Origin of the sequence: Ruegeria discodermiae (genome assembly GCF_030758345.1) — a bacterium.
Lineage (GTDB): Bacteria > Pseudomonadota > Alphaproteobacteria > Rhodobacterales > Rhodobacteraceae > Ruegeria_C.
Genome location: NZ_JAVAMO010000005.1, coordinates 99,169 through 123,408 on the forward strand (window position 1 = coordinate 99,169; position 24,240 = coordinate 123,408).

24 protein-coding genes are annotated in these 24,240 nt (G+C 61.2%); 11 read left to right on the forward strand and 13 right to left on the reverse strand.

Going from position 1 to position 24,240, the window contains the following annotated elements:
* Positions 1 to 21: 21 nt before the first annotated feature.
* Positions 22 to 600 (forward strand): transglycosylase SLT domain-containing protein, encoded by a 579-nt coding sequence (locus Q5Y75_RS13515; protein WP_306198204.1) that lies wholly within the window; start codon positions 22 to 24, stop codon positions 598 to 600.
* A gap of 10 nt (positions 601 to 610) precedes the next feature.
* Here the strand turns inward: Q5Y75_RS13515 and Q5Y75_RS13520 are convergent, their stop codons facing one another.
* The 4 genes from Q5Y75_RS13520 to Q5Y75_RS13535 all read right to left on the reverse strand — a co-directional run bounded on the left by Q5Y75_RS13520 (position 611) and on the right by Q5Y75_RS13535 (position 6,762).
* On the reverse strand, positions 611 to 1,210 hold the full coding sequence (locus Q5Y75_RS13520) for a LolA family protein (RefSeq protein ID WP_306198206.1): 600 nt from the start codon (positions 1,208 to 1,210) through the stop codon (positions 611 to 613).
* A gap of 38 nt (positions 1,211 to 1,248) precedes the next feature.
* Complete coding sequence (locus tag Q5Y75_RS13525) at positions 1,249 to 4,128, reverse strand: DNA translocase FtsK (protein WP_306198208.1); 2,880 nt, start codon at positions 4,126 to 4,128, stop codon at positions 1,249 to 1,251.
* A 15-nt stretch (positions 4,129 to 4,143) separates the two neighbouring features.
* Positions 4,144 to 5,325, reverse strand: coding sequence for an aminotransferase class I/II-fold pyridoxal phosphate-dependent enzyme (locus Q5Y75_RS13530; protein WP_306198210.1), 1,182 nt, complete (start codon positions 5,323 to 5,325; stop codon positions 4,144 to 4,146).
* Between the two features lie 108 nt (positions 5,326 to 5,433).
* A complete protein-coding gene (locus Q5Y75_RS13535; protein WP_306198212.1) occupies positions 5,434 to 6,762 on the reverse strand; it encodes an amidase in 1,329 nt (442 codons plus the stop codon).
* A gap of 84 nt (positions 6,763 to 6,846) precedes the next feature.
* On the opposite strand from Q5Y75_RS13535, the gene Q5Y75_RS13540 reads away from it, so the two are divergent.
* Positions 6,847 to 8,073: an FAD-dependent monooxygenase gene (locus Q5Y75_RS13540; protein WP_306198213.1), complete on the forward strand. Its 1,227-nt coding sequence runs from the start codon at positions 6,847 to 6,849 to the stop codon at positions 8,071 to 8,073.
* Between the two features lie 10 nt (positions 8,074 to 8,083).
* Here the strand turns inward: Q5Y75_RS13540 and Q5Y75_RS13545 are convergent, their stop codons facing one another.
* The gene (locus Q5Y75_RS13545; protein WP_306198215.1) at positions 8,084 to 9,610 is read right to left on the reverse strand and encodes an MFS transporter; all 1,527 of its coding nucleotides are present in this window, start codon (positions 9,608 to 9,610) and stop codon (positions 8,084 to 8,086) included.
* Between the two features lie 61 nt (positions 9,611 to 9,671).
* Positions 9,672 to 10,592, reverse strand: coding sequence for a LysR family transcriptional regulator (locus tag Q5Y75_RS13550; RefSeq protein WP_306198217.1), 921 nt, complete (start codon positions 10,590 to 10,592; stop codon positions 9,672 to 9,674).
* Between the two features lie 132 nt (positions 10,593 to 10,724).
* On the opposite strand from Q5Y75_RS13550, the gene Q5Y75_RS13555 reads away from it, so the two are divergent.
* Both Q5Y75_RS13555 and Q5Y75_RS13560 read left to right on the forward strand, forming a co-directional pair.
* Positions 10,725 to 11,027, forward strand: coding sequence for a DUF1330 domain-containing protein (locus Q5Y75_RS13555; protein WP_306198218.1), 303 nt, complete (start codon positions 10,725 to 10,727; stop codon positions 11,025 to 11,027).
* Positions 11,028 to 11,076: 49 nt separating this feature from the next.
* Complete coding sequence (locus tag Q5Y75_RS13560; RefSeq protein WP_306198220.1) at positions 11,077 to 11,859, forward strand: SDR family NAD(P)-dependent oxidoreductase; 783 nt, start codon at positions 11,077 to 11,079, stop codon at positions 11,857 to 11,859.
* Positions 11,860 to 11,862: 3 nt separating this feature from the next.
* Here the strand turns inward: Q5Y75_RS13560 and Q5Y75_RS13565 are convergent, their stop codons facing one another.
* The 4 genes from Q5Y75_RS13565 to Q5Y75_RS13580 all read right to left on the reverse strand — a co-directional run bounded on the left by Q5Y75_RS13565 (position 11,863) and on the right by Q5Y75_RS13580 (position 14,532).
* A complete protein-coding gene (locus Q5Y75_RS13565) occupies positions 11,863 to 12,063 on the reverse strand; it encodes a Trm112 family protein (RefSeq protein ID WP_306198223.1) in 201 nt (66 codons plus the stop codon).
* Positions 12,060 to 12,701, reverse strand: coding sequence for an LON peptidase substrate-binding domain-containing protein (locus tag Q5Y75_RS13570; RefSeq protein WP_306198224.1), 642 nt, complete (start codon positions 12,699 to 12,701; stop codon positions 12,060 to 12,062). The genes Q5Y75_RS13565 and Q5Y75_RS13570 overlap by 4 nt, the downstream gene beginning before the upstream one ends.
* A 27-nt stretch (positions 12,702 to 12,728) precedes the next feature.
* Entirely contained in the window at positions 12,729 to 13,646 is a 918-nt protein-coding gene (gene trxA / locus Q5Y75_RS13575; protein ID WP_306198226.1) for a thioredoxin, read from the reverse strand.
* A 97-nt stretch (positions 13,647 to 13,743) separates the two neighbouring features.
* Entirely contained in the window at positions 13,744 to 14,532 is a 789-nt protein-coding gene (locus Q5Y75_RS13580) for an exodeoxyribonuclease III (protein WP_306198228.1), read from the reverse strand.
* 167 nt (positions 14,533 to 14,699) lie between these two features.
* Here Q5Y75_RS13580 and Q5Y75_RS13585 point away from each other — a divergent pair, with 167 nt between their 5' ends.
* Positions 14,700 to 15,011, forward strand: coding sequence for an NHLP leader peptide family RiPP precursor (locus tag Q5Y75_RS13585; RefSeq protein WP_306198230.1), 312 nt, complete (start codon positions 14,700 to 14,702; stop codon positions 15,009 to 15,011).
* Positions 15,012 to 15,183: 172 nt separating this feature from the next.
* On the opposite strand, the gene Q5Y75_RS13590 is transcribed toward Q5Y75_RS13585, so the two are convergent.
* Complete coding sequence (locus Q5Y75_RS13590; protein WP_249710740.1) at positions 15,184 to 15,870, reverse strand: response regulator transcription factor; 687 nt, start codon at positions 15,868 to 15,870, stop codon at positions 15,184 to 15,186.
* A 162-nt stretch (positions 15,871 to 16,032) separates the two neighbouring features.
* Here Q5Y75_RS13590 and ribA point away from each other — a divergent pair, with 162 nt between their 5' ends.
* The gene (gene ribA / locus Q5Y75_RS13595) at positions 16,033 to 17,127 is read left to right on the forward strand and encodes a GTP cyclohydrolase II (protein ID WP_306198234.1); all 1,095 of its coding nucleotides are present in this window, start codon (positions 16,033 to 16,035) and stop codon (positions 17,125 to 17,127) included.
* Positions 17,124 to 17,624, forward strand: coding sequence for a L,D-transpeptidase family protein (locus Q5Y75_RS13600; protein WP_306198236.1), 501 nt, complete (start codon positions 17,124 to 17,126; stop codon positions 17,622 to 17,624). Before ribA ends, Q5Y75_RS13600 begins: the two co-directional genes overlap by 4 nt.
* Here the strand turns inward: Q5Y75_RS13600 and Q5Y75_RS13605 are convergent.
* Both Q5Y75_RS13605 and Q5Y75_RS13610 read right to left on the reverse strand, forming a co-directional pair.
* Complete coding sequence (locus Q5Y75_RS13605; RefSeq protein WP_306198238.1) at positions 17,608 to 18,267, reverse strand: YggS family pyridoxal phosphate-dependent enzyme; 660 nt, start codon at positions 18,265 to 18,267, stop codon at positions 17,608 to 17,610. The two genes, Q5Y75_RS13600 and Q5Y75_RS13605, sit on opposite strands and share 17 nt — an antisense overlap.
* A 107-nt stretch (positions 18,268 to 18,374) precedes the next feature.
* A complete protein-coding gene (locus Q5Y75_RS13610; RefSeq protein WP_306198240.1) occupies positions 18,375 to 19,340 on the reverse strand; it encodes a porin in 966 nt (321 codons plus the stop codon).
* Between the two features lie 279 nt (positions 19,341 to 19,619).
* Here Q5Y75_RS13610 and Q5Y75_RS13615 point away from each other — a divergent pair, with 279 nt between their 5' ends.
* The 4 genes from Q5Y75_RS13615 (at position 19,620) to holA (ending at position 24,239) form a co-directional block, all read left to right on the forward strand.
* Positions 19,620 to 20,114 (forward strand): DUF3576 domain-containing protein, encoded by a 495-nt coding sequence (locus tag Q5Y75_RS13615; RefSeq protein WP_306198243.1) that lies wholly within the window; start codon positions 19,620 to 19,622, stop codon positions 20,112 to 20,114.
* 75 nt (positions 20,115 to 20,189) lie between these two features.
* Positions 20,190 to 22,742, forward strand: a complete 2,553-nt coding sequence (leuS, locus tag Q5Y75_RS13620; RefSeq protein WP_306198245.1) for a leucine--tRNA ligase — start codon at positions 20,190 to 20,192, stop codon at positions 22,740 to 22,742.
* Entirely contained in the window at positions 22,729 to 23,214 is a 486-nt protein-coding gene (locus tag Q5Y75_RS13625) for a hypothetical protein (RefSeq protein WP_306198247.1), read from the forward strand. Before leuS ends, Q5Y75_RS13625 begins: the two co-directional genes overlap by 14 nt.
* Complete coding sequence (gene holA, locus Q5Y75_RS13630) at positions 23,211 to 24,239, forward strand: DNA polymerase III subunit delta (RefSeq protein ID WP_306198249.1); 1,029 nt, start codon at positions 23,211 to 23,213, stop codon at positions 24,237 to 24,239. The genes Q5Y75_RS13625 and holA overlap by 4 nt, the downstream gene beginning before the upstream one ends.
* Position 24,240 lies beyond the last annotated feature (1 nt).

Below are 24,240 nucleotides of genomic sequence, written 5' to 3' on the forward strand. Positions count from 1 at the left end.
CAAAAAAATAGGCAAGAGCAGATGAGCAGATATCTCAGCGCATTGATGCTGGCGCTTCTTTTGGCGTCTTGCGGGGGTGGGTCCTCGACTCCGCCGCGCAATCTCGACAACGCCTGCAGCATCGCGAAGCAGCGCCCGGAATACATGAAGGCGTTCAAAAAGACCGAGCGCAAATGGGGCGTGCCGGTGCATGTGCAGATGGCGACGATCTATCAGGAAAGCCGCTACAAATCGAACGCGCGCACGCCGCATAAATACGCGCTGGGCGTGATCCCGATGGGTCGCCAGAGCAGCGCCTATGGCTACAGCCAGGCGCTGGACGGAACGTGGGACGAGTACAAACGCGAAACCCGCAAGCGCAGCGCCAAACGCAACCGCATGCGCGACGCCTCAGATTTCATCGGCTGGTACATGAACAAAAGCCTGAACCGCAACGGCATCCCCTTACATGACACGCGCAACCAGTATCTGGCCTATCACGAAGGCCATACCGGCTATGCGCGCGGGTCGCACAACTCCAAATCCTGGCTGCTGCGGGTGGCCAACAAGGTGGATGCGCGCGGCGAGATGTATCGCCAACAACTGGCCTTCTGTCGCTGAGCCATCAGGCTCAGCGGTTATTGTCAGAGGTCACCGAAAAGAAGCGCGTATTGTGCTTCTTGCCCTTCTCCAACTCGCCCAGCACCACGGTGGTCTTGGCGCCGCTGCTGTCATGCACCACCCATTTGCGCAGTTCCACCGGGTCGGCGGTAAACATCAGCTCGATCTTGCCGTATTCAGGGTTTTTGGGGTCCTGCGCCGTGACCACCGTGGCGGTTCCGTCAAACCCGTGACCCACCACCATATTGGCGCGGCTCAGATCCACGTTGCGCGCCAAGATAAGCGATAACGGGGTTTTCCTGAGCGGGTATTGCTCGGGCGGTTGATTGGATTTCTTGTCATCGACAAACACCGTACCCGCGCGCACCAGAACCAGCGCGCTGTCGGGCGGGTTATATTCGAACCGCATCTTGCCGGGGCGATCGATCCAGACCTTGCCGGTGCTCAGCGAGCCATCGTCGTTGATCTGGGAAAAGCTCGCCTCGACGGTTTTCAATCCGTTGAGGTAGTTCGATATCGCGTTCAGCGGCAGTTTTTCCACCGCCCAGGCCGCTGGCGCGGCCAGGGCCAGAATCGGGGCGAGTGCGAGGGCAAAGGCAATCTGTTTCATACCACCACAGATAAGGGCTCTGGCCCTGATGTGAACACCTATTGCTGTTCGGGCACGAGGATTTCACGTTTGCCAACATGGTTGGCGGGCGACACGACACCTTCATCTTCCATCTGTTCAACCAGACGCGCGGCCTTGTTATACCCGATGGCCAGTTTCCGCTGGATGTAAGAGGTCGAGCATTTACGATCCTTGATCACGATCGCAACAGCGGTGTCATAAAGCGCGTCCTCACCATCGGTATTGCCGCCGGTGTTCAGACCCAACACCGCATCGATATTGTCAGCCTTCTCGTCAGCAGGCCCCTCAACCACGCCACCAACATAATCCGCAGGACCGAACTGTTTGAGGTGATTGACCACCTCTTCGACTTCCTCATCCGACACAAACGGGCCGTGACAGCGGGTAATCTTGGCCCCGCCCGCCATATAAAGCATGTCGCCCATGCCCAGCAGTTGCTCGGCCCCCATTTCGCCCAGAATGGTGCGGCTATCGACCTTGGAGGTGACCTGGAACGAGATCCGGGTTGGGAAGTTGGCCTTGATCGTACCGGTGATCACATCGACCGAGGGGCGCTGCGTGGCCATGATCAGGTGGATGCCGGAGGCCCGCGCCATCTGCGCCAAGCGCTGGATGCATGCCTCAATCTCTTTGCCCGCGACCATCATCAGGTCGGCCATCTCGTCGACGATGACGACTATGTAGGGCAGCTTCTCGGGCGCGAATTCTTCGGTCTCAAACACGGGTTCGCCGGTCTCGTCGTCAAATCCGGTCTGCACGGTACGGGAGAACATCTCGCCCTTGGACAGCGCTTCTTTGACGCGGCCGTTGAAGCCTTCGATATTGCGCACGCCCATCTTGGACATTTTGCGATAGCGGTCTTCCATCTCGCCCACGACCCATTTCAGGGCGACAACCGCCTTTTTCGGGTCGGTCACAACAGGGCTGAGCAGATGCGGGATGCCGTCATAGACGGAAAGTTCCAGCATCTTGGGGTCGATCATGATCAACCGGCATTCATCCGGCGTCAGCTTGTAGAGCAGCGACAGGATCATCGTGTTGATCGCCACCGATTTACCCGAGCCGGTGGTCCCCGCGATCAGCAGGTGAGGCATCTTGGCCAGGTTGGCCACAACCGACTCGCCGCCGATATCCTTGCCCAGCGCCAAAGGCAGGCTGAGGTTGCTGTCGCCGAAACCGCGGCTGGCGAGAATTTCGCGCAGTACAACCTTTTCTCGGTTTTCATTGGGTAGTTCGATACCGATCACCGAACGGCCCGGCACGGTCGACACCCGCGCCGAAAGGGCCGCCATCGAGCGGGCGATATCGTCAGCTAGGCCGATCACCCGGCTGGCCTTGAGGCCGGGGGCAGGCTCCAGCTCATACATGGTGACCACGGGGCCGGGACGGACCGAGGTGATCTCGCCCTTCACGCCGTAATCATCCAGCACGTTTTCCAGCATTCGCGCGTTTTCTTCCAGCGCCTCACCGCTCAGATGATGGCGTTGGATACCGGCAGGATTGGTCAGCAGATTGAGCGGCGGCAGCTCAAACTCGCCACCATCCTCCTCAAAGGCCAGCGTCGGCTGCGCCTCGGCCTGAGCCCGGCGCGAGGGTTGCGGCGCCTTGCGCACGGGCTGCTCAACAACCGCCTTGCGTGGTTCGGCAACCGGAATCTGCGGAGCCATAGGCGCGGGTTCGGCCAAGGGCAAGGCTTCGATCGGGTCATGCGCGTCCATGTCGCCGGGGATGTCATGCAAGGTATCGACACCCTGCGGCGCCATCAGAGGCGGCTCGGGCGGCAATCCCATACTAGCGGTCAGCGGCGGCTCCGGCGGCAGGCCATTCGGCTCCCCCCTGTCGAGCACAAGCGGATCGGGACCACGGCCACGGCCCTTGGTCAGCGGGCGGGTCGGGTCGGGCGGTGGCGGTGCACCGGCGGCCTCTTTACGGCTGCGCACGGCGTCAGCGATCTTGGCACTGATCCGGTCGTCGCCCGGCATGTTGTCGAACTCGGCAACCGGCATCGCCTCGACCAGTTCGGGTTCCGGCATCGGATCGGCCCGGCGGATCAGCGAGGGCATACGGGCCAGCAAACCACCTTTAGGCTCGGGTGCAGGATCCTCGAAAACAGGTTCTTCCAGCACCGGGTCAAGCTGATCCGGATAGGCGGCGTCGGGGGCATAATCAGCCATCAGGCGCGCATCGGCCTTGCGCTCAGCGCGCAGGGCCTGACGGTTGCGCGCCGCCTGCATGGTCGCGGCGGTCCCCCGGCCCAGAAGCGTCATCAGCGCGCCATACCCCATGATCAGGTTGATCCCGACAAAGCGCAGGCCGCGTTTGACCTCCGGCCCGGTAAAGCCCATCACAAATGCGCCCAAAGTCACCATGCCCAATGCCATCACCAGTGACATCAGCTTGACCATGAAATGCGAACCGATTGGCAGGAGCGTCAGCAACGCCCCCATCACCGTATCGCCAAAGAGGCCGCCCAGACCAAAGCTGTGCGTGGCCTTCCATTCGGCCCCGGGGACAAGGGTTGCCGCATAGATCGAGACCACGGCAATCCAGATCGGCGCAAAGATCAGCCGCGCAAGCGCGCGATCCTCGCCGGAATGGATGGCAAAGCGCAGGCCCCAGACGATCAACACCAGCGCGATCCCCCAACTGCCCCAGCCCACGATCATGAACAGCGGCGCGGCGATCGATGCCCCGAGACGACCAGTCCAGTTCTGCACCGGCGCGTCGGTCGAGACCATCCAGTTGGGATCTTCAGGCGTATAGGACCCGATCATCGCCGCGGCCAGCAGCCCCAGCGCGATCAGCGCGATTCCGATCAACTCCTTGCCCCGTTTCTCGATCGCTGCCTGCATATTGCTGTCCAGCAACGGATCGCGGCCCCGCGTGTTATATGCCATGCTACCCTCGTACCCTCATCCGTACACACAGTCGCGAAGCGTGATCAGCCCGCGCTGCAATTCTTCTTTTGGGGCCACCAAAGCGGCCCGGATATATGATGTGCCGGGATTGCCCCCGACCCCGTCCTGTGACAGGTAGGCACCCGGCAAAACCCGAACGCCGGTTTCCTGCCAGAGCTTCAGCGCCGTTTCTTCCCCGTTCTCGACCGGCAACCACAGGAAAAATCCGGCCTCGGGCGACATGTAGCCCTGCACATTGCCAAAGACCTCATCCGCGATTTTGTACTTCTCGCGATAAAGCGCGCGGTTTTCCTCCACATGTGCCTCATCGGCCCAGACCCGCGCGGCGGCAGCCTGCAGCGGCCCCGGCAAAGGTGCACCAGAATAGGCGCGCAACTGTTTGACCCGCTTGATCGATTCCGGCCCGCCCGCGATCAGACCCGAGCGCAACCCGGCCAGGTTCGACCGTTTCGAGAGCGAGTTGAACAACGTGATGCGTTCAGGGTCCGCACCAAGCTCCTGCGCTACGGTCAGGATGCCGGTGGGGGCCTCATGCCGGTAGATCTCGGAATAGCATTCATCAGCGAAGATGCGGAAATCATATTGCTCGGCCAGACGGATCAGATCAGCCCAGTAATCCCGGCTCGCCACCGCGCCCTGCGGGTTCGCGGGCGAGCAGATATAGGCCGCAGCGGTGCGGTTCAGGATGTCCGCGGGCAGGCTGGTGTAGTCCGGCAAATGCCCGGTCGCAGCCGTGGCCGCCACGAAATGCGGCTCCGCCACCACCGAAATCGCCGCCACCATATAGACCTGATAAAACGGGTTCGGGGTCAGGATGATCGGCTTCTGACCATTCTTCTCTTCCGGGCACAGCGCCATGGCCGCATTATAGAGCCCCTCGCGCGTGCCGTTCAGCGACATCACATGGGTATCGGCATCCAGCGTCACCCCATAGCGCCGCGCAATCCAATCGGTGATTGCCCCGCGCAGTTCGGGTGAGCCTTCATTGGGCGGATAGCCCTGAAACGTATGGGCGTTGTCGATGATGACTTGCGTGACCCAATCGGGAAAGGCATGTTTCGGCTCGCCAATGGTCATATGCACAGGCTCACCGCCCGGCGTGTGATGGTCGAGCAAGGCGCGCAGGCGCGGGAATGCATAAGCCGGTAGGTTCGAAAACCGCTCGGGGAAATTCATATCAACTGCCTCAACACGGGATCATTGGCGTCCCGTTTTGAAGCCAAGTTACAGATGTGGCGCATGCCCGTCCAGACAAAGCATTGCCCGGGCTGGAAATTGTGGCATTCAGGTCAGGGCCGCCTCAGCCGCCGCTCCCACCCGCAACAGCGCCTCTTCCTGGTTCGGCGGTGCCATAATCATCAGCCCGCAACTGGGCGTCCGGGTGGGCAGGGTCAGCGAGCAAAGCCCCATCAGATTGCCAACGCGCGTGTTGCGCAGGGCCAGAAGGTTCTCGGTGATGTAATAGTCGCGATCACAAAGCAATCGCTCGCGATCCGGCGGCAGGATCGGCGCGGTCGGGGCCAGCACCGCATCGAACCCCGCTGTGGCCGCATCCCAGGCGGCGCGGCAAGCCTCAAGCCTGGCGCAGGCGGCGACGTAATCAGGGCCGGAGAAGCTCTTGCCCTGCCGGAAGCGTTCTAGGATTTCTGGAAACATCGCATCCGGGCGCGCCTCGATCACATCGCGCCACAGCCCGTAGGCCTCGGTGGTATAGAGCACGCCGCTCAACGCCATCGCGTCGGTCAACTCAGGCACTTCGAGTGGCACAAGCTGCGCACCAGCTTTCGACAGGGCCTGTAATGCGCCGTGAAACGCCTTGCTGGGCGCATCGCGGATATCGTCCATGACAACATTCTGCAGCACCGCAAAGCGGCGACCCTGCAAGGTGGCTCCGCGCAGATCGGCGGGGCGCCCGCCCTCCAGCAACGCCAGCATCTGCGCCGCATCCTCGACCGAGCGGGTCAGCGGCCCGATTGTGTCAAACTTCAGACAGAGCGGCACAACGCCTTCAAGGCTCAGCCGCCCGGATGTGGTCTTGAGCCCCACAAGATCGTTCCAGGCCGCCGGAATACGCACGGAACCGCCAGTATCCGAGCCGACGGCAGAGGCCGCAAGATTGAACGCGACCGAGGCAGCAGCACCCGACGAAGAGCCGCCCGGCACCGCCGCTTCGACATTCACACAGGGCGGTGTTGCGGTGATCGGGTTCAGGCCAAGACCGGAAAAGGCAAGCTCGCTCATATGCGTCTTGCCCAGACAGACGCTGCCCGTGGCGGTGGCATTGGCCAGCACCACGCCATCCTGATCGGGCACCCGGCCCTTGAGCAACGCGGAGCCGGATTCGGTCGCGACGCCCGCGCTATCCACCAGATCTTTCCAGCTGATCGGCACCCCGTCCAGCTGCGACAGACGCTGGCCGGATTGGGCGCGCCTGCGGGCGGCTTCGGCCTCGGCCCGCACCCGGTCATGGGTCACGCAGGTGTAAATCCGGTCGCGATGGGGATGCGCGTCGATGGCCTCCAGATAGCACTCCGCAAGCGCCACCGGGTCGATCTCGCCCGCGGCGATGCCTCGCCCCAGATCGCTTGCCGTCATCGTAAGCCAGTCCTGCATCGCGTGCTCCTTCTCGTGGTGAACGTGACGGTAGCGACAGGACCGCACATGGACAATCCCGATCAGGCGCGCATAGTGCAACGCATGACAAAGACGCAAGATATCCTGATCGTGGGCGGCGGGCTGAACGGCCCGGTTCTGGCGCTTGCGCTGGCACAAGCCGGGCACAAGGTGGCGGTCATCGACGCCCTGCCAGAGCAAGCCCGCGCCGAGGAAGGCTTTGACGGGCGCGGCTATGCGCTGGCGCTGGCCTCGCAGCGGTTAATGGCCGCCATCGGTGTCTGGGGCCGCGTCGCCGATCACGCCCAGCCGATGCTGGAAATCAAGGTCACTGACGGTCATGCTGGTGCCGGGCCATCGCCATTCTTCCTGCATTTCGATCATGCCGAGATCGAAGAAGGCCCGATGGGATACATGGTCGAGGATCGTCATCTGCGCCCCGCCCTGCTGGCCGCGATGGGCGAGACTGACGGGATCGACATCATCAATGAACGCCGTGTTGTTGCCCAGAGCACGGATCACACCGGGGCCGTCGCCGTTCTGGACGACGGTTCCGAGCTGCGCGGTGAACTGCTGGTCGGTTGCGATGGGCGCGCCAGCGGTACGGCTGCGCGTGCGGGCATCAAACGCACCGGTTGGGATTACGGCCAGACCGCGCTGGTCTGCGCCATCGAACACGAACTGCCCCATCACGGGATCGCGCATCAGTTCTTCATGCCGCCAGGCCCCTTGGCGATCCTGCCACTGACCGGTAACCGCAGCTCCATCGTCTGGAGCGAACGCACCGAACAGGCCAAGCGCATCAATGCCCTGCCTGAGGCAGACTATCTGCAGGTCCTGCGCCCGCGCTTTGGCGACTTTCTAGGGGATATCCGGCTGCGGGGCGGCCGCTTCACCTATCCGCTGAACCTGACCATTGCCAATTCCTTTGTTGGGGACCGGATGGCGCTGGTGGGCGATGCCGCCCATGGCATGCACCCGATCGCCGGCCAGGGCCTGAACGCCGGCCTACGCGATATCGGTGCGCTGGCGCAAGTGCTGACCGAAGCGCGCCGCCGGGGCGAGGATATCGGCTTCGCTCCGGTGCTGGAGCGCTATCAGCAATGGCGGCGCTTCGATACCGCGACCCTGGCGATGGCGACCGATGCATTCAACAAGCTGTTCTCGAATGACAATCCCGCGCTGAGACTGGCCCGCGATGTTGGCATGGGACTGGTTGGCTCCATCCCCGGCCTGCGCCGTGGCTTCATCCGCGAGGCGGCGGGGCTGTCCGGCGATCTGCCGCTGCTATTGCAGGGGCGGCAAATCTAGGCTGATCCGATCAGGTCTTCGAGGATTGCAGCTTTTTCTCGTCCAGCAGGGCTGACAGCAGCAATCCGACAAGCGCGGACAGGCAGGCAAAGACAAAGGCCATATCCATCCCGCTGCCAAAGGCCGCGCCCAGCGCCTCTTTGATCTGAACGGCCTGCGCGGTGTCAAAGTGGCTTAGCACCGCCTTCGCCTGGTCGGTCGCCAAGGCACCGCCATTAATCACCCGCTGATCCGCCTCTGACATGTCGATCTTGTCGGCACTCAGTTGCTGCGCCAGCCGGGACAGGCTGGACGTGTACATCAGCGCCGTTGCGAGGGCGACACCGATGGCGCCATAGACGAGATGGACCATGAAACTTAGCCCGCCCACCAGCCCCGCCCGCTCTGACTTCACCGCGCACATGGCCGCTGTCCCCGCAGGACCAATCGATAAGGTTGCGCCTATCCCAATCAGAATCATCCCCGGCAGAATCTGGAAATACCCCAGCGCATTGGGAAGCAGCGCGATAGATACCGCACCCGCAGCACAAAGGGCAAAGCCGATAAGCAGAAGCCGCTTGGGCCCGAAATCGTTGTAAAACCTGCCGGACAGAACCGACCCGACACAGAGCAGGACCGTCAAAGGCAGCAGTCCCAGAGCGGATTGTAGCGACGACCAACCCAGCGTTTTCTGCATGAATTGAGGGAAATAAAGAAATCCGATGAAAATTGCGGGAACCTGCAGCGCGTTCAGTGACAGGGTGATCATGAACTCGCGGTTGCGCATCATCTGCGGGATGATCAGCGGCTCTTTCACATGGTTTTCGATGACCGGAAACAGCAATACCATCAGGATGCTGACCCCGATCATCACCAAAATCGGGGTCGAGGTCCAACCCAAATCGGCCCCAACATCGAGGCTGTAGAGCAACAAGAGCACGGCGATGGCCATCACGGCCACGCCCAGAAGGTCCAGATGCTCCTCCGGTTTGTGGGTGTCTTCTTTGGGCATCGTGGCACGAATGGCGATCGTCGATACAATGGCCAGAACAACGTTAGCGACAAAGAAGTACCGCCAGTCCCCAAAACTGATCGCGATGCCGCTGATCAGTGGACCAATCACATTGCCGATGGTCACACCACCCAAAATCAGCCCCATCACGAAGCCCTGTTCCTCTTCGGTTGCGATCCTTGTTGCGCCGAAGGCCAGCATGCAGGGCCAGATCAACCCCGCACCGATGCCTTGCAGGGCGCGGGCACCAATCAGAACCGTCAGATCCGGTGCGACCAGGCACAGGACCGAGGCCAGAAGGAAGATCACCAACCCGATCATCATCACCGGGCGGTGGCCATACATGTCGCCCAGCCGCCCACCCGTCACCATGGTCATGGCAAAGAACAGCGCATAGATGTTCAGCACCCACTGGGTCGAGGTGATGTCGGTATCAAAGGACAGCTCGATCGCCGGGACCAGCAGCATCGCGCCGGTGAAATCGATCCCGATCGCAAAGGCCGTCACCATCAGGGCGGCAATGCTCAATGTGCTTTTCTGATCCATCCTGATCCTCCTGCGGGTTCAATCGTTTAGCCGCGCTGCCTGCTTTGCAAGGAAAACGGAATCACGGGGCTGGTCCGCGCGACTCCCAGACAGGCGCCTTGCCGATCCGGTTCAACAGGAAATCCATGAAAACGCGTACTTTCGCCGACAGGACATTGGCCTTGGGATACACCAGCCAGAGAACCGAACGATCCGCCACCTCATGCTCGGGCAGCACGCGGATCAACCTGCCTTGCGCGATCTCATCATGCACGCTCCAGAGCGAGTTAACCGAAATGCCCGCGCCAGCCAGCGTCGCCTGTTTTTGGCACGATCCATCATCCAGGATCAGCCGACAGGACGTGCCGCGCGGGTCAAAGCTGCCCTCCTGCCCCTGTGGTCCGATCAATGGGCGCGGGGATCGCCCTACGAAAGCTATCAACTGGTGGGCACTCAGATCGTCTGGATGTTGCGGAATGCCATGCTGGTCCAGATATCCGGGCGCGGCACATAAGATGCGCCGGTCCTCGGCCAGCTTGCGACCCTTGAGGCTGGTATCCTCAAGCGCGGAATTGCGCAGCGCCAGATCGAAGCTGCCCTCGATCAGATCGAAAGGTTTGTCCGACAGGCGCAGGTCCAGCGAAACACCGGGATGGGCCGCCAGAAACACCGGCAACAAGGGGGCGATATAGAGCTGCGCAAAACTGCTGGGCGCGGTAAAGCGCAGCGTGCCGGTCGCCTGCGGCGTTCGCTGGCCAAGCGCCGCCAGCCCTGCATCCTCCTGCGCCAGCATCTCGCGCGCGAAAGGCAGGAACTCGGCCCCCTCCAGCGATAGCGAGACCTTGCGGGTCGAGCGATGCAGCAGATCGGCACCCAGCGCCTTTTCCAGCTTTGCCAGTTTGCCGCTCGCCACTGCTGGGGCAAGCCCCAGAGCGCGGCCCGCAGCGCTGATGTTGAGCTTCTCTGCGGCAAGGACAAACAGGCGCAGGCCGTCAGTATCCATTCAATTATATCCGTTATCTGAATTCTGAAGTCAGTATTGGACTGTTTACCACAATATTACCCGCAAATATATGGGTGATACCTTTCAAGGGCCTTGCCTGCGAAGACCACACCAACAAAAAGGACGCGTAAATTGGCATTCTACTCCGTGCTCGCCGTGACACCCACCACCGAAGATTGGATTCCTGATTACATTGGGCCCGCAAACGCTCTGGTCGCAGAACATGGCGGCAAATATCTTGCCCGAACCGCCAGCCATGAGCAGTTGGAAGGCAATGACCAGCCCTCCGCCCTGCGCATCGTCATCGAATGGCCCTCGCGCGAGGCCGCTTCTGGTTTTATGAATGACCCACGCTACGTGCCGCATCTGAAGGCGCGCACGGCTGGCTCGACCAGCGTTCACTTCCTGATTGAAGGCAAGGACGATCTGGCCTGACCCGCAAGACCCAGCGCAGGACCATCGCCGAGGATTGAGGATACCATATATGCAAAAGACAATTCTGATCACAGGGGCGACCGACGGGATCGGGCTGGAAACCGCCAAAAAACTGGCCGCTGAGGGGCATCACGTGCTGCTGCACGGGCGCAACCCAGCGAAACTCGACGCCGCAGCCGCGGCGGTCGGTGGCAAGACAGAAAGCTATATCGCCGATCTGTCGCGCATGGCCGAGGTCGAGGCACTTGCCGAGGCGATCACTGAGAAACACAACCGTCTGGACGTTCTTATCAACAATGCCGGTATCCTGAAAGCCGCCGATCCCATCACCGAAGCCGGCATGGACATACGTTTTGTCGTCAACACGCTGGCACCCTATGTGCTGACCCGCCGCCTGTTGCCCCTGATGCAGGGCAGCGGCCGGATCATCAACCTGTCCTCGGCGGCGCAGGCATCGGTGGACCTGCGGGCCCTGGCAGGGGCGACCCGTCTGACGGATATGGAGGCGTATGCCCAAAGCAAGCTGGCCATCACCATGTGGTCGCGGGAACTGGCGGGCGAATTGATCGAGGGGCCGGTGGTTGTGGCGGTCAATCCCGGCTCGCTGCTGGCCAGCAAGATGGTGAAAGAGGGCTTCGGGGTGGCCGGGAACGACATTGGCATCGGAGCCGATATTCTGCACCGCGCGGCGCTGTCAGAGGAGTTTGCAAGCGCGACCGGGACCTATTTCGACAATGATGCGGGCCGGTTCGCCACCCCGCATTCCGATGCGCTTGATGCGGCGAAATCCGCGGCAGTGGTGCGAGCGATCGAGGCTGCTCTGGCGAAATAGGCGCTAGTCCAGCTCGCGCGCCTCGTCGATCAGCATCACTGGAATACCGTTGCGGATCGGAAAGGCGAGGCCCGCAGGTTTTGACACCAGTTCCTGGCGTTCGGCGTCATAGTGCAGGGTGGTCTGGGTCTGCGGGCAGACCAGCGCTTCGAGCATGTGGGGGTCGAAACCGGGCTCGGGGCGGTCTGTGCTGGCGTTACTCATTGCAGGATCTCCTCGCTTGTCCCGCCCCTTAGCGAATATTCGATCAAGGTGACAAGCGTTTCCCGACGCGTGGCCAGACAAGGTGCTTCCAGCAGGGCCTGTTTATCCTCCGGGTCGAAATCCAGCAGCATCGACAGCGAGTTGACCAGCAATTCGTCCTCCGCATCCTTCAGCGTGTCCCAGTCGGTCGACAACTCCCGAGCGCTGAAGAAGCGCTGCAGCAAGTCCAGAAAACCAGGGCGGTCGAATTGGTCATCCGATTCGGGGCGGCCCAGATCGCGGTCGAACCCAGTCCAGTTCACCGCGCAGCGGCGATAGGGGGTGAACCCTTCGATCTCTTCGCGGATGCGAAAGCGCGACACGCCCGACAGCGTGATCATATAGCGACCATCCTCGGTTTCGGAAAACTGGGTCACCCGACCCGCGCAACCGATGCTGTGCAGCTTGCTGTCGTCTCTGGCGCAGGGGTTGGGCTGCACCATGCCGATTACCCGATGCGAGGATTTGAGTGTATCGTCCAGCATCTGCAGATAGCGCGGTTCGAAAATATGCAGCGGCAGGCGTGAACGCGGCAACAGAAGCGCCCCGGGAAGCGGGAACACGGCAATCGTGTCCGGCAGGTCAGCGGATTTTATCATGTCCAGAAGTGTAGCCCTGATCCCGCGTCAGGCAAATATCATCGAGCTCAGCTTGCGGCGACCGTTCAGAACCACCGGGTCATTGGGCTTGAGCGCGTCGAAGACGGTGAAGAGCTGCGCCTTGGCCGCGCCGTCATTCCACTCTCGATCCCGGCGGAACAGTTCCAGTAACTGGTCCACCGCCTCTTGTACCTGACCGCCCGCATGCAGCGCCTGCGCAAGATCGAACCGGGCCTGATGGTCGTCCGGATTGGCCTCGACCGCGGCCTGCAAGTCTCCAACGGGACCGGCATCAGCGGCCTGCTTGGCGAGTTCCAGCTGGGCAAAGGCGGCCTCAAGCTCGGGGCTGGTGGAAATCTCTGCCGGGGCGCCGTTCAGGATGGCTTCGGCCTGATCCAGATCGTCCAGTGCGATATGCGACCGTACCAGCCCGCCATAAGCCGCAGCGTGATTGGGGTCTTCGCCCAGGATCGCCGCAAAGGTCTGGGCGGCATCCACCGCTGCGCCCTGCGCCAGCATCTCTTCGGCGGCCTCGACCGCGTCGTCCAGCTGACCACCCGGGCTTTCGCCGCCCGCAGCCGCAATCACCTTATCAACAAAAGCCTTGATCTCAGACGCTGGCAAAGCGCCCTGAAACGCGTCGATCGGCTGGCCTTTATAGAACGCATAGACCGTCGGAATGGACTGAACCCGCAGTTGCGAGGCGATCATCTGCGCCTCGTCCACGTTGATCTTGACCATCTTCACGGCGCCGCGCGCAGCGGTTACCGCCTCTTCCAGCAGGGGGCCGAGCGTCTTGCAGGGCCCGCACCAGGGCGCCCAGAAGTCAACGATGACCGGGGTCCGCTGCGACGCCTCGACCACATCCGCCATGAAGGTCGCCTCGGACCCGTCCTTGATCAGATCGCCCGCAGGCGCTGCGCCTGCCCCGTTCAGAATGTCCATGGCTCAGTGCTCCTGTCCTTCTTGCCGCATCTATATGGAATCAAAGCAGCGAAAGCCAAGTGCCGATTTGGCAATTCGCCCGATTCACCTGCTGCCCTCAGAGATCGAACGTGGCAAAGACCGGCGCGTGGTCGCTGGGTTTTTCCCAACCGCGCGCGTCGCGCAGGATGCGGCTGGAATGAGCCGCGTTGCTGATATCGGGCGTGGCCCAGACATGATCCAGCCTGCGCCCCTTGTCTGCGGCATCCCAGTCTTTCGCGCGGTAAGACCACCAGCTATAGAGCTTGCCCTCGGGGATGTCGCGGCGGGTGATATCGATCCAGCCACCGGCCTCCTGTGTCTCGGCCAGTTGTTCGACCTCGATGGGTGTGTGCGAGACAACCTTGAGCAGTTGTTTATGCGACCAGACGTCATCCTCTTGCGGAGCGATATTCAGATCACCCACGAGAATGGATTTCTCGGGCGTCTCGGCGCGAAACCAATCGCGCATATCGGTGAGATAGTCGAGTTTCTGCCCGAACTTCTCGTTCACCTCGCGATCCGGCACATCACCGCCTGCGGGGACATAGAAATTGTGGATCACGGTGCCATTTTCCAGCCGCCCGGCCACATGGCGAGCGTGACCAAGACCGGCGAAATCCTTGTCGCCGATATCCTCGATCGGCAGGCGCGACAGGATCGCAACCCCGTTGTAACCCTTTTGCCCGCGCGCAATCAGGTGTGGATACCCCAGCGCAGCGAAACCTTCGGTGGGGATCTTTTCGACCGGGGATTTACACTCCTGCAGGCAGAGCACGTCAGGCCCTTCTTCCTTGAGCAATTGTTGCACGATCGGTTCGCGCAACCGGACCGAGTTGATGTTCCAGGTAGCAAGGGTAAAGGACATGGGAAAACTCTCGACAGGACGATTTCGGCGCACCCTATCGCGCTGCCCGACCCTGCGCCATCCCCAACCGCCCGGACAGTTGCTGCCCTATTAAGCCGGTTTAACCCGGCTTTGGCCGCAAGATCAGGTTACACCCCCACCTTCTCTTCATGAGAGCAGAAATTGAGATGATAAAGCCGCCCTTGAAATCGGACCTGCTGAACAGGGTCTGGACAGATAAGGCCTATCGCGCCCGGTTGCATGACAATCCGCATGCAGCCCTTGCGGAGGTCGGCGTACAGGTTCCGAACAGCATCCAGATAAAGCTCGTAATGGATTGCGACCGAGTCCGGTATCTTCACATCCCGACCCCGCCACAACAGGGCGAAATCTCGGACCGTGATCTGCTCGACGCACAGGGCGGCACCACCCCGATCTGCGCGGCATCCGTGACCATCGTAACAACCCATATTGCAATTTCCGTCACGGCGCATGTCTGAGCAGCTGTCTCCGTAACCATCCCAAGGTTGCAGACAAAAAAAGACCGGGCGCAAGGCCCGGCCAGTCCAACAGGGAGGATGCATGTCGTAACCCGGACATGCGCGGGCTGAGTTAACATTAACAGATTCGCCGGTCTCTCAATATGACATTTGTCACACAAGACCCGGGAAATCAGGCCACCAGCCGATACCCGCCGGATTCGGTAACCAATAGGCGGGCATTGGACGGATCGGGCTCGATCTTCTGGCGTAGGCGATAGATGTGGGTTTCCAGCGTGTGGGTGGTAACCCCGGCATTATAACCCCAGACCTCGTGCAACAGCACGTCACGCGCCACGACCCCATCGGTGGAGCGGTAGAGGAATTTGAGGATATTGGTTTCCTTCTCCGTCAGACGGATTTTGCGCTCATCATCGGTGATCAGCATCTTCATCGCCGGTTTGAACGTGTAAGGCCCAAGCTGGAACACCGCATCCTCGGATTGCTCATGCTGGCGCAGCTGCGCGCGGATGCGTGCCAGAAGAACGGGGAATTTGAAGGGCTTAGTAACGTAGTCATTGGCCCCGGCATCGAGCCCCAGAATAGTATCAGCGTCGCCATCATGGCCGGTCAGCATCAGGATCGGGCTTTTCACACCTTGCTTGCGCATCAGACGGCACAGCTCGCGACCATCTGTGTCAGGCAGGCCCACATCCAGAATGACAAGGTCATACAGCGCCTCTTTCACCCGCTCCATCGCGTTCTGGCCATCGCTGGCCTCGAACACATCGAAATCCTCGGTCATGACCAATTGTTCGCTGAGCGCTTCACGCAAGTCTTCATCATCATCGACCAACAGGATTTTCTTGAGCTGTGCCATCGCGCTGTCCTCCTTGAACTTTCTCTGAACTTGAGACCGCAGCGGCGCAACGACAAGATATGGCGCCTTTTTTTCACGCCCTCGTGTCCGACACCGGGGAAATGTTTCACATTTGCAGCAAGCACGACTAAGCAGGGCATCAAACGTTACAGGAAATGACCGATGAGTCTTCGCCCAGATATCACCGAACTGATGGCGCGCGCCCGCGCGGATCTGCGTATGGGCGTACCGGTCGTGATCTCGGACCCAGCGCGTGGAAGTGTCCTTGTGGCCTCGACCGAGACGTTGAGCCCTGCGCGGCTGGCGGGTCTGCGCGCGTTAGGCGGCGAGCTGTGCATTGCCATCACTGCGCGCCGGGCCGAGACGCTCAAGGCTCGGGCCTATGATGGCGATCTGGCCCGGATCGCGGTGCCCGACGATGCCGATCTGACCTGGATCGCCGCCATTGCCGACCCCGCAGACGATCTGAACACGCCGATGAAGGGGCCGTTGCGCTCGGTGCGCGACGGGCAGGCCGATCTGCATCGGCTGGCGATCGTCCTGATGAAAGCCGCGCGCCTTTTGCCCGCAGCCGTAGTGGCCCAGATTCCAAAAGGACAGGTAACGGCAATTGCCGAGGGCCTGACCCGGATCGATCACAATGCCGCAGCCCGCCTTATGGCCGAACGCAGTCCCTTGCGCGAGGTGGTCGCGGCCCGGCTGCCGATGGAGGTCTCTGAGGCAGGGCGTCTGCACATCTTCCGCCCCGAGGATGGCGGCGAGGAGCATTACGCCGTGGAGATCGGGCGCCCGAATCGACAGGCACCGGTTCTGTCGCGGCTGCATTCGGCCTGTTTTACCGGCGACCTGATGGGCAGCCTGAAGTGCGATTGCGGGCCGCAACTGCGCGGGGCGTTGGCGCAGATGGGGGCCGAGGGGGCGGGCGTGCTGCTCTACCTCAATCAGGAAGGCCGCGGCATTGGACTGGCCAATAAAATGCGCGCCTATTCGCTGCAGGATCAGGGCTTTGACACGGTCGAGGCCAATCACCGGCTGGGGTTTGAGGATGACGAGCGCGACTTCCGGCTGGGCTCGGATATTCTCAAGTCGCTTGGATTCTCCTCGGTCCGGCTGCTGACCAACAACCCCGCCAAGATCGCCATGATGGAGCGGACGGGCGTCGCGGTGACCGAGCGCGTGCCGCTCAAAGTGGGCGAAACCGCCCATAACCGGGGCTATCTGGCCACCAAGGCGGCAAAATCCGGTCATCTGCTGTGAGCCCGCATGATCTTGTTCTGACACCTACCGGACTGCGCTTTCGTGAGCGGCGGTTTCCCTGCTCGATCGGACGGGGTGGCTTGACCGCGCGAAAGCGAGAGGGCGATGGCGCTACGCCGGTTGGAACCCACAGAATTGTAGGCATGTTCTATCGCCCCGACCGCATGAGTGCGCCCGCCTCCTGGTCACAAGCAGTGGGGCCGCACGACCTGTGGTCTGATGATGTGAATGATCCAGCATATAATATGTGGGTCCGCACGCCGCACGGGTTCAGCCACGAGGCGCTGCGCCGCGCCGATCCGCTTTATGATCTGGTTCTGGTGATGGATTGGAATTGGCCCGATGCCGCGCCGGGCCATGGCTCTGCCATCTTCATCCATCAGTGGCGACGTCCGGGCTATCCGACCGAGGGTTGCATCGCCCTGCGCCGTCAGCATCTGCACTGGATCGCCCAGCGGGTCGACTATGGGACCCGCGTGATCATCCCTGCGGCTTGACCCGCTCGCCAAAGATCGCCGACCCGACCCGGACATGGGTGGCGCCCAGCGCAATGGCGGTTTCGAAATCTTCGCTCATGCCCATCGACAAGCCCTCAAGACCATTGCGTGCTGCGATCTTGGCCAGAAGCGCAAAATGCAGCGCCGGTTCCTCATCAATGGGCGGGATGCACATCAGGCCTCGCACAGGAAGGTCGAGCGCCCTGCACTCTGCCACAAACGCATCCGCCTCGCCGGGCAGCACACCTGCTTTCTGATCCTCCTCGCCGGTATTCACCTGAATGAAAAGGTCCGGGCACTTGCCCAGTTCCTGCGCCAGCCGCGCGATGGTTTTGGCCAGCTTGGGCCGGTCGAGCGAATGAATTGTATGGCCCAGCTCCATCGCCTGACGGGCCTTGTTGGTCTGCAGCGGGCCGATCAGATGCAGGTCGATATCCGGATACTGCCCGATGAAAGCGGGCCACTTGCCAGCCGCCTCTTGCACCCGATTCTCGCCAAAGACCCGGTGTCCCTGCTCCAGCACCGCCGCGACCCGGTCATTGGGTTGCACCTTGGACACGGCGATCAGCTTGACCGACCCCTCGGCCCGCCCTGCCGCACGCTCGGATGCGTGAATTCTGCCGGTGATTTCCTGAAGTGACATGCGAGTCCCCGATCCGTTGCTGGCACCGAGAAACACCATGTGGGCGCAAAAGAAAAGGGCAGGTCCAAAGACCTGCCCAAATCTGTAACCGTTAGGTCGTGATCAACTTAGAAGTTGAACTGAACACCCAGGTCAGCAAATGTCTCGCTGGACTCGCCGCCGGGCTTGAAGGTACCAACGGCACCTTTCAGGTCAACACCGCCACCAAGATCCTGAACGAAACCAAGTGCGAAGGCTTGGGTATCAGCATCGCCAGCACCGTCACCATAGGAGAACTGGATGTCGGTTGCCGTGCCAAGCTCGTAGTTGGCGGACAGACCCCAGAACGTGTCGAACGCACCGTTGTCGTTGTCGGCATCTTCGTTACCAACCAGCAGCGTGCCGCTGAAGGCGCCGAAGGTTGCGCTTGCAGTCAGAGCAACAACAGATGTGGTACCCAGAGCGATCTGGTCGGCGTCAGGACCGCCAGTAGGATCGTTTTCCGAGTAAGTGACCGCGACAGCGAAGGTATCGCCAGCATATGCACCGCTGATGCCCCACTGCTCACCAGCACCGGTTTCCTCAGGCGAGAAGGAGCCCGAAACGGCGAAGTCGCCGATTGCATACTGAGCGAAAACACCGTTCACGCCAGCGCCGGTCGACGAGAACGCGTCGTCATCAAAGTTGAAGCCGGAGGTCTGGCCGGTGAACGCGGTCAGGCCGGGCTCGAAACCGTAGAAGTCGGGAAGGTTGTCGACCGTGCCCGAAATGTTGCCAACGTCAACACGCAGGCCTTCATACTGGGTGGTGAAACGTGCGCCGCTCAGCGAAGCAGCACCGGCAGTACCGTCGGCATTGTCGTCGGCTTGAAGACGAACACGAGCCGAGAAGTCAACGCCACCGTCGGTGGTCGCGTTGGCGTCGATGTTAAAGCGGAAACGGCTTCTCAGGCGGGTTTCTTTTTCACCATCGGCTTCGTCGGCGCCGCTGTTGTATTGGATACCAAAGCGGCCATAACCGCTGAAGTTCACGTCTGCGGCTGCGACACTGGCGGTCGCGACAAGCGCAGTCGTTGCGAAGAGAATCTTTTTCATCGTTTTTCCCTCGGGTTTCCTTTAGTGCCTCAAGCTCATCGCAACCATAGCTTTGGCCTGAGCATGGGCATCGTGTCGCCCGTTTTGACCTGATTGCGCAAGTATCGCGGCGTACGTTTAACCAAATGTCCCCCGACGTGGTGCAAGGATGCCACAGTGATCGCGGCGTGCCAGCAACGCCAAAGCAAAAAGACTGAAATAACCACTTAAAATACAGCCTTGTTGCATCGCGGCGGCTTGTCTAAAACTCTGCCAACCGGATTATCAGGACTTAGCTCAATGACCAGTGGCCCTTTTCGATTTGCAGTGCTTGGCGCAAGCCTTTTGGCCCTAGCATCTTGCGGTGGGCCATCTGCGCTAGATTCAAATACATCAAGCAATGACCGCTTTGTTGGAGGTGACCCTGACGACGTCGCGCTGAACGATCCCAACCGCTCTACGATTTGGGATGTCTTCAAGCCTGCCAACACCGAAAACATCGTCGATGTGAACAAATACCTCTGGGCGGCGTCGCTGGATGTGCTCAACTTTCTACCCGTCGAAGCCGTTGATCCCTTCACAGGTGTGATCTCGACCGGTTACGGAACGCCGCCCGGTGGCGGGCGCGCCTATCGCGCGACAGTCCACATCAGCGATCCCGCGCTTGATGCGCGCTCGTTGAACGTGGCTCTGCAAACCCGGAACGGTCCGGTTAGTCAGGCCACCGCCCGCGCGGTCGAGGATGCGATTCTATCGCGGGCGCGTCAGCTACGCGTTGCCGATGGCAGGCTCTAGAAACTCGGCCCCATAGACAGTATCAACGCGCCGGGCCAATCGCCCGGCGTTTTCATTGACCAAGGACCGCACCACATGTCGCGCTATTCCGCCTCTGATATCGAAGCAAAATGGCAAAACGCCTGGGACAAGACCGGTATCTTCACCGCCAAACGCAGCGCGGACAAACCGAAATATTATGTGCTTGAGATGTTTCCCTACCCCTCGGGCCGTATCCACATGGGGCATGTGCGCAACTACACGATGGGCGACGTGATCGCGCGCCACAAGCTTGCCACCGGCCATAATGTGCTGCACCCGATGGGTTGGGATGCTTTCGGCATGCCCGCTGAAAACGCCGCCATGGCGATCGGCGGGCACCCCAAGGACTGGACCTATGGCAATATCGCCGACATGCGCGGCCAAATGAAGCCGCTGGGCCTCAGCATCGATTGGTCGCGTGAATTTGCCACCTGCGATCCGGAATATTACGGCCAGCAGCAGGCGCTGTTCCTGGACATGCTCGATTCGGGCCTCGTCTATCGCAAGAATGCGGTGGTGAACTGGGATCCGGTCGATATGACGGTTCTGGCCAATGAGCAGGTTGAAAACGGTCGCGGCTGGCGCTCGGGCGCTTTGGTCGAGCGGCGCGAGTTGACGCAATGGTTCTTCAAGATCAGCGACTATTCCGAGGAATTGCTCGACGCGCTGGACACGCTTGAAAACTGGCCCGCGAAAGTACGCCTGATGCAAGAGAACTGGATCGGCAAGTCGCGCGGGCTGCAGTTCGCCTTTGAACGCACCGATGGTGGCGAGCCTATCACTGTCTACACCACGAGGCCCGACACGCTGCTGGGCGCGAGCTTTGTCGGCATCTCGCCCGACCATCCCATCGCGCGTGCGTTGGAGGCCGAGAATCAGGATATTGCTGATTTTGTCGCTGAATGCCGCAAGGGCGGCACCACCGAGGAAGCCATCGAAACCGCCGAGAAACTGGGCTATGACACCGGCATCCGGGTCAAACACCCGCTGAACCCGGATTGGGAATTGCCGGTCTGGATCGCCAATTTCATCCTGATGGATTATGGCACTGGCGCGATCTTTGCCTGCCCGGCCCATGATCAGCGCGACCTCGATTTCTGTCGCAAATACGACTTGCCGGTGATCGACACCTTCTTTGCGCTGGACAATGACACGCCCGTCGCGAACGAGGCTTTCGTTCCTCCGAAAGAACAGAAAGTGCGCTGGGTCGATCACTTCGCCGGTCTGACCGAAGCAACCGGGCAAGAGGCCATCGACGCCACCATCGACTTTGCCGAAAAGGCTGGCTGGGGCGAGGGCGTCACCAAGTTCCGCCTGCGCGACTGGGGGCTGTCCCGCCAACGGTATTGGGGCTGCCCAATCCCAGTTGTTCACTGCAAAAAATGCGGCACGGTGCCCGAAAAGAAAGAGAATCTGCCGGTCCAATTGCCTTACGACGATGGTAACGGCAAACCCATTGACTTCTCGATCCCCGGCAACCCGCTGGACCGCCACCCCAACTGGCGTGACACGCCCTGCCCGTCCTGCGGCGCCCCGGCCAAGCGGGAAACCGACACGATGGATACCTTCGTTGATTCGTCCTGGTATTTCGCCCGCTTCACCGCTCCGCGCGCGGACACACCCACGGTGATGGAAGAGGCGGAATACTGGATGAATGTCGATCAGTATATCGGCGGCATCGAGCATGCGATTCTGCACCTGCTCTATTCGCGCTTCTTTGCGCGGGCGATGAACATCACCGGCCACCTGCCCAAGAAAGCCATCGAGCCCTTCGACGCGCTCTTCACGCAGGGCATGGTGACGCATGAAATCTACCAGACCCGCGACGCCAATGGCCGCCCGGTCTATCACCTGCCCGAGGATGTGACTGACGGCAAATTGGCCGACGGCACCGAAGTCGAGATCATCCCCTCGGCCAAAATGTCGAAATCCAAGAAAAACGTGGTCGACCCGGTCAGCATCATCTCGGCCTTCGGCGCAGATACCGCGCGCTGGTTCGTGCTGTCCGATTCTCCACCGGAGCGTGACGTGGAATGGACCGAAGCGGGCGCCGAGGCTGCGCATAAGCACCTGTCCCGCGTCTATCGGATCGCCTCGGAGATTGCCGAGGCGAACGACCCGGCAAATGACCAGGACGAGACGCTGCTGCGCGAGATGCACAAGGCCATCCATGACGTGACGGTTGGTGTGGAAAGCTTCGGTTTCAACGCCTCCATCGCCAAGCTCTATGCCTTTACCAACACGCTGGCCAAATCCAAGGCCGGAACCGCCGCGAAGGCAAATGCGGCCAAGGTGCTGGCGCAGCTCATGTCGCCGATGACGCCCCACCTGTCGGAGGAGCTGTGGCAAATGCTCGGCGGCGAGGGTCTGGTGACGACTGCCCCCTGGCCCGTGGCAGATGAAGCCATGCTGATCGATGATACAGTTACCCTGCCGATTCAGGTCAACGGCAAGCGCCGCGCGGAAATCAGCGTTCCCAAGGATATGGACAAGGCAGAGGTTGAAAAGCGCGCCCTCTCGGAAGATGCTGTGCAACGGGTGCTGGACGGAGCCACGCCCAAGAAGGTTATCGTTGTCCCGGGCCGGATCGTGAATGTCGTCATTTAACCGCAGAACCCTGCTGATGCTGCCGCTGGCGCTTGCCGCCTGCGGATTCTCTCCCGTCTATGCACCGGGCGGCAATGGTGACGTGCTGGATGGCAAGATTGAGGTGTCGGCCCCCGATTCACCGAACACTTACCTGCTGGTGCGCAACCTTGAGGGAAATCTGGGCCGCGCGGCGAACCCGGAATATAAGCTGAATGTCTCGCTTTCGACGCGAACCCAGGGTCAGGCGATCACCGCCGACAACTCAATCCTGCGTTATGCGATTGTGGGGCGCGTGAATTATGCGCTGATCCGGGTTGCCACCGGGGATGTCATGTCCTCGGGCGATGTGTCGAATTTCGTGGGCTATTCGGCGACCGGCTCGACGGTCGAGACGCTGGCCAGCGAAAAGGACGCAAACAAACGCCTGATGGTGATTCTGGCCGATCAACTGACGACAGAGCTTTACAGCCTGCCGGACCTCACCACATGAAGCTCAGCCCGCGCGACGCCGAGGGCTATTTCTCACGTCCCGACGCGACCAAGACCGGGATTCTGATCTATGGCGGGGATGCCATGCGGGTGGCGCTGAAACGTCAGCAGATTCTGGCCGCCCTGCTGGGACCCAATGCCGACGAAGAGATGCGGCTGACGCGTCTGTCCGGCTCCGATCTGCGGTCGGACCCGACCCTGCTGCGGGATGCAATCAAAGCGGTGGGGTTCTTCCCCGGACCACGCAGCGCATTTGTCGAAGAGGCAACGGATGCCGCCGCCCCTGCTGTACTGTCGGCGCTGTCGGATTGGGCCGAGGGCGATGCCCAGATCATCGTCACGGCGGGGCAGCTGAAGCCGTCCTCCAAGCTGCGCAAGGCGTTTGAGACCCATCCCAACGCCTATGCGGTTGGCATCTATGACGACCCGCCAACACGCTCCGAGATCGAGCGCATCCTGTCCGAGGCCGGGATTCGCAACGTCCCGCGTGAACCGATGTCGGCGCTGGTCGATCTGGCGGGCGAGCTCGGACCCGGCGATTTTGCCCGCACCGTGGAAAAGCTGGCGCTTTACAAACGCGGCGACGAGGCTGAGCTGTCGCTGGACGATATCCAGACCTGCGCGCCGCAATCCAGCGAGGCGGGTTTGGATGATGTGCTCAATATTGTGGCCGAAGGGCGCCCGGGCGAGATCGGCCCTTTGATGCGGCGGCTTGTCGCGCAGGGAACCACCGCTGTTTCGCTGTGCATTGGAGCGACCCGGCATTTCCGCACACTTTATACCTGCGCCGCCGATCCCGGAGGCCCCGCGCAAGGGATTGGTCGATTGCGCCCGCCGGTTTATGGCAAGCGTCGCGATCGCATTCTGCGGCAGGCCCAGAGCTGGGGTGCGCCGAGGCTGGAAACCGCGCTGACGCTGCTGACTGATACCGATCTGCAGCTGCGCTCAGCCGGGCAGACAGCCCCGGCCATGGCCTTGGTGGAACGTGCCCTGATCCGGCTGGCGATGCTAGCGCGGGCGCGATAAA